Source organism: Pseudomonas sp. NPDC088885 (assembly GCF_044750025.1).
GTDB lineage: Bacteria > Pseudomonadota > Gammaproteobacteria > Pseudomonadales > Pseudomonadaceae > Aquipseudomonas > Aquipseudomonas rustica.
Map to the genome: position 1 here is coordinate 226,968 of NZ_JBIVJB010000002.1, position 13,564 is coordinate 240,531.

The following is a 13,564-nucleotide window of genomic DNA, read 5'->3' on the forward strand; positions in this document are numbered from 1 at the left end:
GCAGATTAATCGGCATCGAAAAGCAGGAGATATGGAGCCGTTTCCAAGCGGAAAGATTACCTATCTAGCACCGTTGCCTCTTCCCACGCTGATGCCACCCTACGGCCCGCATATCGGGGAGTTGAATGATGAATACATGGACTTCGGTTTGGGATCGCCGCAAATATTTTCGTGGCAGGTGATTTTAGGGGGGGCACTCACCATGACCTTCATGTGGTCTGTCTTACTACCTATATTCAGTTTTTGTTTCGGTCTCGTTTTGGGGTACGACTGGCTGTATTCATGGGAGTTTGCGGAGCAATTATTTTTTCCGTCATCAAAACTAGGATTGTTGACCGCATTTGCAATGCTATCCATAGGACTCGCCGTCTGGCACCACAACCACAAAAAACGTGCCTCAATCATCCCAACCCGCTTCAACCGTCAACGCCGCGAAGTCTGCTTCATGCCCGAAGGTGAAACCGAACCGGTCTTCGTCCCATGGGAATCTCTCTCCGCCTGGATCATCGAAGCCCAAGGCGCCACCCAATACGGCATTCACCGCCAATACGGCATGGGCATCGGCTTCTACCACGGTGAAACCCTCACCAGCCTCGAATTCCAATGCGCCGGCCTGCCCCTCGCCATCAGCCACTGGGAAGCGATTCGCGGCTACATGGAATACGAGGTTAACGACCTCAAATCGATTCAAGACTTGCAAGACCTACAAGGCCCCGACGACCCACCCCACGAAGGCCTGCACACTTTTCGCAATGCCCGTGCGCGCATGCATCAGCAAATTCGCGACGGTTCACGCACGTGGCTGTCAGGGTTTTTCTGGTACCTGTATCACGTCATGACGTTGTGGACGATTCCCAACCACCTCGTGGAATGGGAAGTGCGCCGCCTCGAAAGGATCGGCAAGCAAACGCTGCCCGATGTCATGCGCGAATGGTCGGAGCCGCTGCCGAAAGAGCAATGGGCCAAACCGAGTGCAGAATTGTTGCGCTTGAGCGAACTGGTGCGCCAGATGCAAAAGCGCCAACCGCATCGACCGAATACCGAGATTTTTGCTGAGGTACAGCGCACGGCACCAACCGGTAAGCGTCGCGCATGAACTGGCTTTCAAATGACACGCTGCCGCTTGAACAGTCTCGAAAAGCAGGTGATATCGAGCCGTTTCCGAGCGGTAAAATCACTCATCTCGCACCGCTGCCCCTACCAACTCAGATGCCACCATACGGCCCACATATATGCGAACTGAATGATGGTTACATGGACTTTGGTCTCGGATCACCGCAGGTATTTTCTTGGCAGGTAATTTTGGGCGGGTCATTCACTGGCACTTTCATGGTCATAGTTTTATTCCCTTTAATTACTGGGTTTTTGGGTATTATTTTTGGCTACGGGCAAGAGGCAATCTGGGAGTCAGTAATTGGTATGGTTGAAGTGGGTTATGAAAACGAGTTAATTGCCGGCCCTTTAATCTTGCTCATAGGCCTAGCCGTCTGGCACCACAACCACAAAAAACGCGCCTCAATCATCCCAACTCGCTTCAACCGCCAACGCCGAGAAGTCTGCTTCATGCCCGCAGGCGAAACCGAACCTGTCTTCGTCCCATGGGAATCTCTTTCCGCCTGGATAATCGAAGCCCAAGGCGCAACCCAATACGGCATCCACTGCCAATACGGCATGGGCATCGGCTTCTACCACGGTGAAACCCTCACCAGCCTCGAATTCCAATGCGCCGGCCTGCCCCTCGCCATCAGCCACTGGGAAGCGATTCGCGGCTACATGGAATACGAGGTTAACGACCTCGAATCGATTCAAGACTTGCAAGACCTGCAAGGCCCAGACGACCCGCCTCACGAAGGTCTGCACACTTTTCGCAACGCCCGCGCCCGCATGCACCAGCAGATCCGCGACGGCTCTCGCACGCGGCTGTCAGGGTTTTTCTGGTACCTGTATCACGTCATGACGTTGTGGACGATTCCCAACCACCTCGTCGAATGGGAAATGCGCCGCCTCGAAAGGATCGGCAAACAAACCCTGCCCGATGTCATGCGCGAATGGTCGGAGCCAATACCAGAAGAGCAGTGGGCCAAACCGAGTGCAGAGTTGTTGCACTTGAGTGAGTTGGTACGCCAGATGCAAAAGCGCCAGCCGCATCGACCGATTACCGAGATTTTTGCTGAGGTACAGCGCACGGCACCAACCGGTAAGCGTCGCGCATGAACGCGCCGGCCTTGAGCGATATCAAGCCTGATGCCGAGCTGACCTTCATCGATGGCAGCGCCTCGTTCAGCACCCATGGCGTCGACTTCCAGATCAGCCCGACCGGCAAACTGGGCACTGGTTATTCGGGGCAACTGTCGAATGACAACAATGATCATGCGATGACGGTGAGCTTCAGTCTGGGTTTCTGATCAGGGTTGAAGCACCTGTTTAACCGCCCGCAAGGGCGGTTTTTATTGGTCTGCTACAAGGGTCAGGTCGTACCCCTGTGGCGAGGGGATTTATCCCCGCTGGGTTGCGAAGCAGCCCCAAAACCATTCACCTCGGTGTGTCAGAAAAATTTGGTGTCTGGATTTGGGCCTGCAGCGCAGGCCAGCGGGGATAAATCCCCTCGCCACAGGGGCCTTCACAGACACCGCAAAATCTGCGGCCCCGCGCTCTGCTAGAATCCGCCCCATTCACTGCCAGAGATTCCCACATGAGCGAGCCGATTCGTCTGACCCAATACAGCCACGGTGCCGGTTGCGGCTGCAAGATTTCCCCGCAGGTGCTGGAGGTGATTCTCGCCGGCAGCGGTGCGCAGAACCTTGATCCGAAACTGTGGGTCGGCAATGCCTCGCGTGATGACGCGGCGGTGTACGAGATCGATGCCGAGCGCGGTGTGGTCTCGACCACCGACTTTTTCATGCCGATCGTCGACGACCCGTTCGATTTCGGCCGCATTGCCGCGACCAACGCCATCAGCGACATCTACGCGATGGGCGGCGATCCGTTGATGGCGATTGCGATCCTCGGCTGGCCGGTCAATGTGCTGGCGCCGGAAGTGGCGCGCGAAGTGATTCGTGGCGGCCGCGCGGTGTGCGACGCGGCGGGGATTCCGTTGGCGGGCGGGCATTCGATTGATGCGCCGGAGCCGATCTTCGGCCTCGCCGTCACCGGTCTGGTGGAGAAACGCCACATGAAGCGCAACGACACTGCCACCGCCGGTTGCCTGTTGTACCTGACCAAACCGCTGGGCATCGGCATCCTCACCACCGCCGAGAAGAAGGGCAAATTGCGCGCCGCTGACGTCGGCGTGGCTCGCGACTGGATGTGCACATTGAACAAACCCGGCAGCCGCTTCGGCAAACTCGCCGGCGTCACTGCAATGACCGACGTCACCGGTTTCGGCCTGCTCGGCCATCTGGTGGAAATGGCTGACGGCAGCCAGCTCACGGCGCGCATCGCCTACGACAAGGTGCCGCGTCTGGACAGCGTCGAGTACTACCTCGATCAGGGCTGCGTACCCGGTGGCACGTTGCGCAATTTCGACAGCTATTCGAGCAAGGTTGGCCGCGTGCAGGAGCTGCACAAACGCGTACTGTGCGATCCGCAAACCAGCGGCGGTCTGCTGATTGCCGTGACGCCTGAAGGCAATGACGAGTTCCTCGCCGTCGCCGCCGAACTGGGTCTGAACCTGGCGCCGATCGGCGAACTGGTTGGGCGACAGACGAACGCAGTCGAGGTGATTTGATGCTCCGCGACTGCACCGACTATCACGATATTTTCCTCAACGACCGGCCGCTGATGGATGCCCGCGCGCCGGTCGAGTTTCACAAAGGCGCGTTTCCCGGCGTAATCAACTTGCCGCTGATGAACGACCTCGAACGGCAGAAGATCGGCACCTGCTACAAGCAACACGGCCAGCAGGCGGCCATCGAGTTGGGCCATCAATTGGTGTCCGGTGCGGTGAAGGCCGAGCGCATTCAGGCCTGGGCCGATTTCGCCCGGGCCCATCCTGAAGGGTATATCTATTGTTTTCGCGGTGGCCTGCGTTCGCAGATCACTCAGCAGTGGCTGCATGATGAGGCGGGTATCGACTATCCGCGCGTCGGCGGTGGTTACAAGGCGATGCGCAACTTCCTCATCGACACCACTGAGCAAGCTATCGAGCAATGTGATTTCGTCCTGCTCGGCGGCATGACCGGCACCGGCAAAACCGAAGTGTTGCTGCAGTTGCGCAATGGTCTCGATCTGGAGGGCCACGCCAATCATCGCGGTTCGAGTTTCGGCAAACGCGCCACCGGGCAGCCATCGAACATCGATTTTGAAAACCGTCTGGCCATCGACATCCTCAAGAAGCGTGCTGCCGGGATCGAGCAGTTCGTGCTCGAGGATGAGAGCCGGGTGGTCGGCAGTTGTGCTTTGCCGCTGCCGCTGTATCAGGGCATGCAGCAGTACCCGATGGTCTGGCTGGAAGACAGTTTTGAAGATCGTGTCGAACGGATCCTGCGCGATTACGTGGTGGATCTGTCGGCGGAATTTGTGGCGGTGCACGGGGAGGAGGGGTTTACCTTGTTCTCGGAGCGGCTGCTGGAAAGCCTGAACAATGTGCAGAAGCGTCTCGGTGGCGAGCGGCATCGACGCTTGCTGGTGTTGATGGAGGAGGCGCTGATCGAGCAGGGGCGGAGCGGGTCGGTGGATCTGCATCGCGCCTGGATCGAGGGGATGCTGCGCGAGTATTACGACCCGATGTATGTGTTTCAGCGCGAGAAGAAGGGCGGGCGGATCGAGTTTGCCGGTGAGAGTGGGGCGGTGATTGAGTATTTGCGGGGGCGGGTGAGTCAGAAAGGATGAGGTTGTAGCAGCTGGCCCCTTCGCGAGCAAGCTCTGCTCCTACAAGGTTTACGCAAATCCTGTAGGAGCAAAGCTTGCTCGCGAAAGGGCCAGATCAGGCACCACAAAACTCAGGTCGGACAAGTTTCCTTGCCATGATCCAGCCCCTGCTTGTAGCTGTGGCTCTGCAAACTGGCCTTGCCGTTGTGCCAGGTCAACGTCAGCACATACAACGAATCGAAATCATCGCCCGACCAGTCATCGGTAATGCTTTGCTTACCGCCCACCGCGTTGCCCGCGACTTTATTGATCAGTTCCGGCAAATAACCGTGTGACCAAGCCGTGTAGATGGTCGAGTTGTGATACTTGTCGGCCGTCAGTTCGCGGGCCAGATCGCTGGTGTCATTGGCGGAAAACTCGATGTTCACCGGCAGACCGAGCTTGATCGCCGCCGGGCTGATGGTCATCAGCGGGCGAATGTAGCTGTAAGAGTTGTCCAGCTCGCCTTCTTCGACATTGCGCGTCGGATTGGCGGCGAATACGTAATCGGCCTTGCCGAATTTTTCCGGGAGCAGGGTCGACAGATCGATGGCGCGGTTCAGGCCCTGACAATTGAGCTGGCCGAGACCACCCTCGGGTTTTTCCGCGTGGCGCAGGAACACCAGGGTCTGCGTACCGTCCGCCGGTTGCGCGCGACTTTCACTGGATTCAAGCGACAGGAACAGCGCACTGACCGCCATCAACGACGGCAGGATCATGTACGCGCGATGTTTGAAATGTTTGGCGAAACGCATAAGGTTCGTCATCAAATAAAAGGTTCTTCAGCATGTCCGGTTAAGGCTGACAAACCCTTACACCGCGGGCTTCCAGCGCCGGGTGTGTTCCCTGTCGTAGTGCGCTTCCATTGCGAAAGGCTTAGCTCAGAGTCCTCTGAACCCGATTTGGTTCGATTTTCTCGAGTGCGCAGCACTCTAACGGCAACCACGAATGGCTAGGTGGAAGGTTAACGACAGAATGTTACGGTTGATGCAGGAGCTGCCGCAGGCTGCGATCTTTTGATCCTGTTTAAAGGCTCAAGATCAAAAGATCGCAGCCTGCGGCAGCTCCTACATTATGATCAGGCTTTCATTTGTGACTGGATGCTTCCCATGACCGATCTGTCCGCGTTCCCGATCACCCAGAAATGGCCGGCGCAGTACCCTGACTGGATTCAGCTCTATTCCCTGCCGACCCCCAACGGCGTCAAGGTCTCGATCATGCTCGAAGAGATCGGCCTGCCTTACGAGCCGCACCGCGTGGGTTTCGACACGCAGGATCAAATGTCCCCCGAGTTCCTGTCGCTGAGCCCGAACAACAAGATCCCGGCGATCCTCGACCCTCACGGCCCGCAAGGCGAGCCACTGCCATTGTTCGAATCCGGCGCGATCCTGATCTACCTCGCCGACAAAAGTGGCCAGTTGTTGGCTCAGGAAGGCGCGTTGCGCTACGAGACCATTCAGTGGCTGATGTTCCAGATGGGCGGTATCGGGCCGATGTTCGGTCAGCTTGGTTTCTTCAACAAATTCGCCGGCAAGGATTACGAAGACAAGCGACCGCGCGATCGTTATGTCGAGGAAAGCAAGCGTTTGCTCAACGTGCTCAACGGCCGGCTCGAAGGCCGCGACTGGATCATGGGCGAGCGCTACACCATCGCCGACATCGCCACGTTCCCGTGGGTGCGTAACTTGATCGGGTTTTATGAAGCCGGAGATTTGGTGGGCATTCAGAACTTCCCGAACGTCACGCGCGTGCTGGAAAAATTCCTCGCCCGCCCAGCCGTCGTCCGCGGCCTGACCATCCCTTCCTGACACCCCTATCCCCTGTAGGAGCTGCCGAAGGCTGCGATCTTTTGATGTTGATTGTTAAATGCAAGATCAAAAGATCGTCCGATCGCGGCCCGAGCCTTCGGCAGCTCCTACAGGGGATCCGGGATTATTGCGTACCCGGTAACGCTCTCTTGATTGATCCAGGTTTGTACCTCACCCCCCGCAAGGCATAAGCTTCGCCCCCTACGACTTTCGTCTCATCTGCCGTTTTTTCAGGAAAGGCCCCATGTCCAGTCAGTTCCCCGAAGCACGTCCCCGCCGTCTGCGCCGCAATGCGAGCCTGCGCAGTCTGTTCCAGGAAACCGAATTCAGCCTGAACGACCTGGTGTTGCCGATCTTCGTCGAGGAAGAAATCGACGACTTCGTGCCGATCAAAAGCATGCCCGGCGTGATGCGCATTCCCGAGCGCAAACTGGCCAGCGAGATCGAGCGCTATGCGCGCGCGGGCATCAAATCGGTGATGACCTTTGGTGTGTCGCATCATCTGGACGGCAACGGCAGCGACACCTGGCGTGAAGACGGTCTGGTTTCGCGCATGTCGCGCATCGCCAAAGACGCTGTGCCGGACATGATCGTGATGTCCGACACTTGCTTCTGCGAATACACCGATCACGGCCACTGCGGCGTGATGCACAACCATGAAGTCGACAACGACCAGACCCTGATCAACCTCGGCAAGCAAGCCGTGGCCGCGGCCAGCGCTGGCGCTGATGTGATCGCGCCATCGGCGGCGATGGACGGTCAGGTGCGGGCGATTCGTCAAGCGCTGGACGCGGCCGGTTTCACCCAGATTCCGATCATGGCCTATTCGACCAAGTTTGCTTCGGCGCTGTACGGCCCGTTCCGCGAGGCCGGTGGCAGCGCGCTGAAGGGCGATCGCAAAAGCTATCAGATGAACCCGATGAACCGCCGCGAAGCACTGCGTGAATCGCTGCTCGATGAGCAAGAAGGTGCCGACGCACTGATGGTCAAACCGGCCGGTGCGTACCTGGACATCATCCGCGACATCCGCGAAGCCTCGAACTTGCCGTTGTCGGCGTATCAGGTGAGCGGCGAGTACGCGATGATCAAGTTCGGCGCGCAGGCGGGTGCGATTGATGAGGATCGTGTGGTGCGCGAAAGCCTGGGCGCGATCAAGCGTGCCGGTGCGGATCTGATCTTCACCTACTTCGCGATGGATCTGGCCCTGGCCGGGATCTAAGCAACAGCGCAAATCAAAACTGTGGGAGCGGGCTTGCTCGCGAAGGCGTCGTGTCAGTCAGCACATCGAGTGCTGATACAGCGCTTTCGCGAGCAAGCCCGCTCCCACATTTGATTTGTGCTGTGTCAGGGGCAGTTGAAGTAGGGCCGGATGTCGTGATCGCGGAAGTAACGTTCAATCACTTTCGGATCCGCGCTGTTATCGGCAATCGCCACATAGGTATCCGGGCGCAGCAGGTAAAAGCCGTTGCGCCCCAATCCCGCCGTTTCAAACGCCGGGCGCCAGTCGAACACATGCAGCGGCAGATGATGTTCATTGCACCAGGCGATCATCTCGTCGCTGGTGTCGCCGTACACGTGCACCTGCCAGCACGGCTGGCGCAACGGTTCGTAATTATCCCCCTCACCATCATGCGCCCACGGCAAGCGATCGCCGCCGTGCACGTGGCCGGCCACGCCCTGGCTCAGCGGCATGCCGCGATAGTTGAGAGTGACTTGTGAAACCGTGCGAAAGAGGAATTCGCGACTGGCCTCGAATGAGGCCATTTTCGGAATTACAAACGGTGCCAGCCGCGTGCGCAGCAGGTCGGCGAGACGTCCTTCGGCGGTGACGAAGCTGAAAACTTTATCGGTCGTCGACACCAGTTTGCGGGCGAAGGCGATGCGTTCGGTTTCGTAAGTGTCGAGCAACTCCTGCGTGGCCGCGCCGCTGAGCACTGCCGCCAGTTTCCACGCCAGATTGATCGCATCGCCGATGCCGGTGTTCATGCCTTGCCCGCCAGCGGGGCTGTGCACGTGCGCGGCATCGCCGAGCAGAAACGCCCGACCACCACGAAAGTGCTCGGCGACGCGGTGATGCACGCGATACGTGGAGAACCAATGGACATCTTCAACATTGACGTTCAGGTGTTCGATGGCGCGGCTGCTGACGTCGGAAAACTCCAGCGTCTCCGCCCGCTGCGCCCGCTCATCACGTACGGTGCCGATCAACCGCGCGCGGCCTTCGCCGGCCAGAGGGAATACTGCGAGAAAATCTGCCTCGTCGAGATCGATATGCAACTCGCCATTCATCGCCGGGCCGCTGGCCTGGACATCCGCGACGTAGAAAATCTGCTGATAGGTGCCGCCGGGGAAACCGGCGTCGAGGGCTTTGCGCACCACCGAACGGGCGCCATCGCAGCCGGCCAGATAACACGCCTGACAGATCTCCTGCTCGCCATCGGGCAGGCGTAAATGCGCAGTGAGACCATCGCCGTTCTCAGTGAAACTCTCCAGCGTGGTGTTGCGCTCGACGGTGACGCCGTAGTCTTCGAGGCGTTCGATCAGCAATTTTTCGTGTTGATCCTGCGGGAAGATTTCGACAAATGCGTAGGGCGTCAGGCCCTCGCCGATACGGTTCAGCGGCAGCTTGGCGACGGGTTTGCCACTGACCCAGAAATTCGCCGCCGCGACTCGATGGCCGTTGCGCACGATGGTGTCGGAGAGATCCAGTTGCCGGTACAACTCAAGTGTTCGCGCCTGCACTGCCAGCGCCCGCGATGTGGTGCCGGGGGCCGAGGTTTTGTCGATGATGCGCACGCGTACGCCGAGTTTGCTCAGCCACAGGGCCAGCACCAGACCGGTGGGGCCGGCGCCGGTGATCAATACGTCGCTGCGGTGCATGGGCCTGTCCTCCATTTGCTGTGGAACAAGTATGGATCAGCTATAGAGGGTAGCCAGTTCCGGCCCCTTCGCGAGCAGGCTCGCTCCCACAGGGGAACGCATTCCAATGTGGGAGCGAGCCTGCTCGCGAAGAGGCCAAATCAATCACCATAGAAACAAAAAAAGCCCCGCAACCATGAAGCTGCAGGGCCTTTTTACGAGGGGCTGACGCTTAGAAATCAATCGTCCCCGACAACTTCGCCACCCGCGGTTCACCCTGCGTCAGGTAACCGCCCTGAGCCGATTCCCAGTACTTCTTGTTCGCCAGGTTCTCCACGCCCAGACGCAACGTCACGTCCTTCTCCGACACCTTGAACGCATACCGCGCGCCCGCATCGAAACGGTTCCACGTCGGCAGGCTCAGGTTGTTCGCCGCATCCGCATACTGCCCACCGGTACGCAGCATCCGCGCATTCAGCGCAACACCTTGCAGACCCGGCACATCCCAATCTGCACCCGCGTTGAACTGGAACGTCGGCACGCCAATCGCCCGGTTGCCGTCGTTGGCGCCGTTCTGGGTGTTTTTCAGTTCGGTGTCCATCAAGGTCAGGCCGCTGATCAAACGCAGACCGCTGATCGGCTCGCCGAAGACGTTCATTTCCACGCCTTTGTTCACCTGCTCACCCTCACGCACGTAGGTGCAAGTGGTCGCACTGTCGATCTCGCAGTAACCGTCGCTCGGTTGCTCGATACGATAAACACCCAGGCTCGCGCCGTAGGTGCCCATGTCGACTTTCACCCCAGCCTCGGTCTGCTTGGAGCGAGCCGGTGCGTAAACCTCGTTGCCGTTGGTTACGCGGAAGCCGCCGCTGCTGGTTGGCGACGTCGGGCCCTGCGCCAGACCTTCGATGTGGTTAGCGTAGAACGACACGTGATCCCACGGTTTGAACACGATGCCATAGACCGGCGTGGTGATCGATTCGTCGTAGCTCGATTTGCGGCTGCCGCTGCCGTAACTGGCGTAGTTGTAGCCTTGCACCACCAGTTGCTGACGACGTAAGCCGGCGGTAACCAGCAGACGATCATCGAAGAAACCGAGGGTGTCGGACAGCGCGATACTGCGGTTGAAGGTCTTGCCGGTGATGCCCGGATCGCTGTTGTCGCCACCGGAGAAGTTACCGACCGGCGATGGCGTTTGCACCGGGTGATAGATGTTGTTGGCGTATTTGGTCAGGTCGAAGTCATAAGCGCTGCGCTGTTCTGCCCAAATGCCGGTCAGGCCGAAGTTGAGCTTGTGGCTGACCGCGCCAGTGTCGAATTTGCCGTTGAGGCCGGCCATGACGCTGGTGTTGTCTTCGTCGTGGGGGATGAACGAACCGGTGGTGAACGAAGCACCGTTGTTGCCGACCAGCGTGGTCGAGTTGTAGCGCCCGACTTCGCGGGTGTGCTTGGCGCCGCCGGCAGCGTAGGCAGTCCAGTTATCGTTCAGATCGTATTCGGCGCGGAGCATGCCGAAGGTGTCTTCGATGTCGGTGTAGCCCCACTTCGGCGCGTAGTTGGTGTCGGCCGATGGCGCATCCGGAATGTGTGTGGCTGTGCCGAGGTTGACCGAGTTGCGGCCACCGTTGACGCGTTCTTTCTGATAGGCGAAGTCGCCGGACAGGCGCAGGGCATCGCCGCGATAATCGAGGCCGATGGCGAACAGTTTCGAGCGCTGGTTTTCGTGATCAATGCCGGTGTCGCCTTCGCGCTGCGACAAGTTGATCCGCGCGCCGAAGCGGTTGTCTTCACCGAAACGCTGGCCGATGTCAAAGTGCTGACCGACGCGACCTTCGCTGTTGATGTCGGTGGTGAAGCGGCGCAGCGGCTCGTCGCCGGCGCGTTTTGGTTGCAGATTAACGCCGCCGCCGATGCCCGAACCGGTCGGGGTCACGCCGTTGATAAAGGCGTTCGGGCCTTTGAACACTTCCACACGTTCCAGGGCGTCGGTGGAAATGATCTGCCGTGGCAGCACGCCGTAGAGGCCGTTATAGGAAATGTCGTCGCCATTGAGCGGCAGGCCACGAATCATGAACACCTGCGACTGGTTGGAAAAACCCGACGCCTGACGTACCGACGAATCGTTGAGCAGCACGTCGGCGACGTCTTCGGCTTGCTGATCCTGAATCAGTTGTTCGGTGTAGGACGCAGCGCTGAACGGCACGTCCATCATGTCCTGATTGCCCAACACACCGAGCTGACCGCCACGCGCGACCTGACCACCGCTGTAAACCGGGGGCAGGGCGTTTGGCGTTGGGGCTTGGGCATTGATGTTGACGTTGTCGAGCACCAGCTCTTTATTGTCAGCTTCGGCGGCGTGAGCGGTAACGGTCAGGGAACACAGCAGGGCGAGCAACGTCGGGCGGAACGGGACGGCGAGTCGGGCTGGAGCGGGCATTGTTGTACCTGGAGGCGCACGGCCGGTGAGAAAAGTTAGGGCGGCGCGGGAACTCCTTGCGCAAATGCGACTCCAGGCGCAAATGATAGGTTTTCTCAGTCACGTTTTGCAATCAGTTTGTCAGTACTCCCCATAACACCCGTAGGAGCTGCCGAAGGCTGCGATCTTTTGATCTGGTTTTTTAAAATCAAAGTCAAAAGATCGCAGCCTGCGGCAGCTCCTACACGGATTGTGTATGGTGATCGCGGCTCAACGGACTGGAAGGAGCGCCATGCACACCCCTCGATTACTGATCACCCTCGCCGCCATGCTCGTGCTGGCCGGTTGCGCCAGTCAGCGCAGCGACGAACCTGCACCGCGTGCGCCGAATGAAGTGAAGGCCGAAATCGTTCGGCTGATGCCCGCTAAAATCGCCGATCGCCAAGGCTGGGCCACCGATATCTATGCCGCTTTCGCCGCGCAAAACATCAGCCCGACCACACAAAATATCTGCTCTGTGCTGGCCGTGGCCGAGCAGGAATCCACTTTTCAGGCTGACCCCACCGTACCCGGTCTGGGCAAAATCGCCCGCGACGAAATCGATCGTCGCGCCGGCAAAGTGCACATCCCCAGCCTGTTGGTCAGCGGCGCGTTGCAAGTCAGCTCAACCAATGGCAAGACCTACAGCGAACGCCTCAACGCCGCGCGCAGCGAGAAGGAGTTGAGCGCAATCTTCGACGACTTCATCGGCAGGGTGCCCATGGGCCGCACGTTGTTTGGCGGCTTTAACCCGGTGCACACCGGCGGGCCGATGCAGGTCAGCATCGAATTTGCCGAGCAACACGCCAAGGATTATCCGTACCCGGTAGACGGCACGATTCGCCGCGAGGTGTTCAGCCGTCGCGGCGGCATGTATTTCGGCATCGCGCATTTGCTCGGTTACCCGGTGAGTTACCGCGAGCCGCTGTATCGCTTCGCCGATTTCAATGCCGGTTGGTACGCGAGTCGCAATGCCGCGTTTCAAAATGCGGTGAGCCGCGCTTCGGGCATTCCGCTGGCGCTGGATGGTGATTTGATTCGTTACGACTCGATCATGCCCGGCAGCACCGAACTGGCGGTGCGCACCCTCGGCAAATCATTGGGCATGCGCAACCCAACCATTCGCGATCAACTGGAGAAGGGCAAAACACTGGAGTTCGAAGAGACCAAACTCTATCAACGGGTATTTGAACTGGCGGAAAAAGCCGAAGGCAAAACCCTGCCGCGTGCGGTGTTGCCGGGGATCGTCCTGCAGAGCCCGAAAATCACCCGCAAACTCACCACCGCATGGTTCGCCAAACGCGTGGACGAGCGTTACAAGCGCTGCATGGCCAAGGCCAACTAAATCAAGCGGACATAAAAAACCCGGCTGCGGGAGCCGGGTTTCTCTGGGTTGTTGCGATGACGCGAGTCATTCAGACAGCGCGGCGTTCAAGCAGACGATCAGAGCCACCTTCAGCGACGGTGTTGCCTTGCAGACGATCGGAACCATCAGCGGCGACGGTGTTGCCTTGCAGACGATCGGAACCATCAGCGGCGACGGTGTTGCCTTGCAGACGATCGGAACCATCAGCGGCGACGGTGTTGCCTTGCA

At 59.0% G+C, this 13,564-nt stretch carries 10 protein-coding genes and 1 pseudogene; 8 read left to right on the top strand and 3 right to left on the bottom strand.

Annotated elements, in window-relative coordinates; translation table 11 throughout:
* The first annotated feature begins 31 nt into the window (after positions 1 to 31).
* The 5 genes and pseudogenes from ACIP1X_RS03390 (at position 32) to mnmH (ending at position 4,830) form a co-directional block, all read left to right on the top strand.
* Positions 32 to 1,096: a hypothetical protein gene (locus tag ACIP1X_RS03390; protein ID WP_400749365.1), complete on the top strand. Its 1,065-nt coding sequence runs from the start codon at positions 32 to 34 to the stop codon at positions 1,094 to 1,096.
* Positions 1,093 to 2,214, top strand: a complete 1,122-nt coding sequence (locus tag ACIP1X_RS03395) for a hypothetical protein (RefSeq protein WP_400749368.1) — start codon at positions 1,093 to 1,095, stop codon at positions 2,212 to 2,214. The genes ACIP1X_RS03390 and ACIP1X_RS03395 overlap by 4 nt, the downstream gene beginning before the upstream one ends.
* A gap of 8 nt (positions 2,215 to 2,222) precedes the next feature.
* Positions 2,223 to 2,405: pseudogene (locus tag ACIP1X_RS03400) on the top strand (hypothetical protein); the annotation flags it as partial.
* A 287-nt stretch (positions 2,406 to 2,692) separates the two neighbouring features.
* Entirely contained in the window at positions 2,693 to 3,727 is a 1,035-nt protein-coding gene (selD, locus tag ACIP1X_RS03405) for a selenide, water dikinase SelD (protein WP_400749371.1), read from the top strand.
* The gene (mnmH, locus tag ACIP1X_RS03410; RefSeq protein ID WP_400749374.1) at positions 3,727 to 4,830 is read left to right on the top strand and encodes a tRNA 2-selenouridine(34) synthase MnmH; all 1,104 of its coding nucleotides are present in this window, start codon (positions 3,727 to 3,729) and stop codon (positions 4,828 to 4,830) included. Before selD ends, mnmH begins: the two co-directional genes overlap by 1 nt.
* Before the next feature lie 110 nt (positions 4,831 to 4,940).
* On the opposite strand, the gene ACIP1X_RS03415 is transcribed toward mnmH, so the two are convergent.
* The gene (locus tag ACIP1X_RS03415; protein WP_053121884.1) at positions 4,941 to 5,615 is read right to left on the bottom strand and encodes a hypothetical protein; all 675 of its coding nucleotides are present in this window, start codon (positions 5,613 to 5,615) and stop codon (positions 4,941 to 4,943) included.
* Between the two features lie 342 nt (positions 5,616 to 5,957).
* On the opposite strand from ACIP1X_RS03415, the gene ACIP1X_RS03420 reads away from it, so the two are divergent.
* Together ACIP1X_RS03420 and hemB are read left to right on the top strand one after the other, a co-directional pair.
* On the top strand, positions 5,958 to 6,656 hold the full coding sequence (locus ACIP1X_RS03420; RefSeq protein ID WP_212545685.1) for a glutathione binding-like protein: 699 nt from the start codon (positions 5,958 to 5,960) through the stop codon (positions 6,654 to 6,656).
* Between the two features lie 244 nt (positions 6,657 to 6,900).
* Complete coding sequence (gene hemB, locus ACIP1X_RS03425; RefSeq protein WP_053121880.1) at positions 6,901 to 7,875, top strand: porphobilinogen synthase; 975 nt, start codon at positions 6,901 to 6,903, stop codon at positions 7,873 to 7,875.
* Between the two features lie 125 nt (positions 7,876 to 8,000).
* On the opposite strand, the gene ACIP1X_RS03430 is transcribed toward hemB, so the two are convergent.
* Complete coding sequence (locus ACIP1X_RS03430; protein WP_400749377.1) at positions 8,001 to 9,536, bottom strand: FAD-dependent monooxygenase; 1,536 nt, start codon at positions 9,534 to 9,536, stop codon at positions 8,001 to 8,003.
* A 211-nt stretch (positions 9,537 to 9,747) separates the two neighbouring features.
* Positions 9,748 to 11,952: a TonB-dependent receptor gene (locus tag ACIP1X_RS03435; RefSeq protein WP_400749379.1), complete on the bottom strand. Its 2,205-nt coding sequence runs from the start codon at positions 11,950 to 11,952 to the stop codon at positions 9,748 to 9,750.
* A gap of 271 nt (positions 11,953 to 12,223) precedes the next feature.
* Here ACIP1X_RS03435 and ACIP1X_RS03440 point away from each other — a divergent pair, with 271 nt between their 5' ends.
* Complete coding sequence (locus ACIP1X_RS03440; RefSeq protein ID WP_400749382.1) at positions 12,224 to 13,315, top strand: DUF1615 domain-containing protein; 1,092 nt, start codon at positions 12,224 to 12,226, stop codon at positions 13,313 to 13,315.
* Positions 13,316 to 13,564: the final 249 nt, after the last annotated feature.

Coding starts and splice junctions, on each gene's coding strand:
- ACIP1X_RS03390 (WP_400749365.1), top strand. CDS start 32: ATGGAGCCGTTTCCAAGCGGAAAGATTACCTATCTAGCACCGTTGCCT.
- ACIP1X_RS03395 (WP_400749368.1), top strand. CDS start 1,093: ATGAACTGGCTTTCAAATGACACGCTGCCGCTTGAACAGTCTCGAAAA.
- selD (WP_400749371.1), top strand. CDS start 2,693: ATGAGCGAGCCGATTCGTCTGACCCAATACAGCCACGGTGCCGGTTGC.
- mnmH (WP_400749374.1), top strand. CDS start 3,727: ATGCTCCGCGACTGCACCGACTATCACGATATTTTCCTCAACGACCGG.
- ACIP1X_RS03415 (WP_053121884.1), bottom strand. CDS start 5,615: ATGACGAACCTTATGCGTTTCGCCAAACATTTCAAACATCGCGCGTAC.
- ACIP1X_RS03420 (WP_212545685.1), top strand. CDS start 5,958: ATGACCGATCTGTCCGCGTTCCCGATCACCCAGAAATGGCCGGCGCAG.
- hemB (WP_053121880.1), top strand. CDS start 6,901: ATGTCCAGTCAGTTCCCCGAAGCACGTCCCCGCCGTCTGCGCCGCAAT.
- ACIP1X_RS03430 (WP_400749377.1), bottom strand. CDS start 9,536: ATGCACCGCAGCGACGTATTGATCACCGGCGCCGGCCCCACCGGTCTG.
- ACIP1X_RS03435 (WP_400749379.1), bottom strand. CDS start 11,952: ATGCCCGCTCCAGCCCGACTCGCCGTCCCGTTCCGCCCGACGTTGCTC.
- ACIP1X_RS03440 (WP_400749382.1), top strand. CDS start 12,224: ATGCACACCCCTCGATTACTGATCACCCTCGCCGCCATGCTCGTGCTG.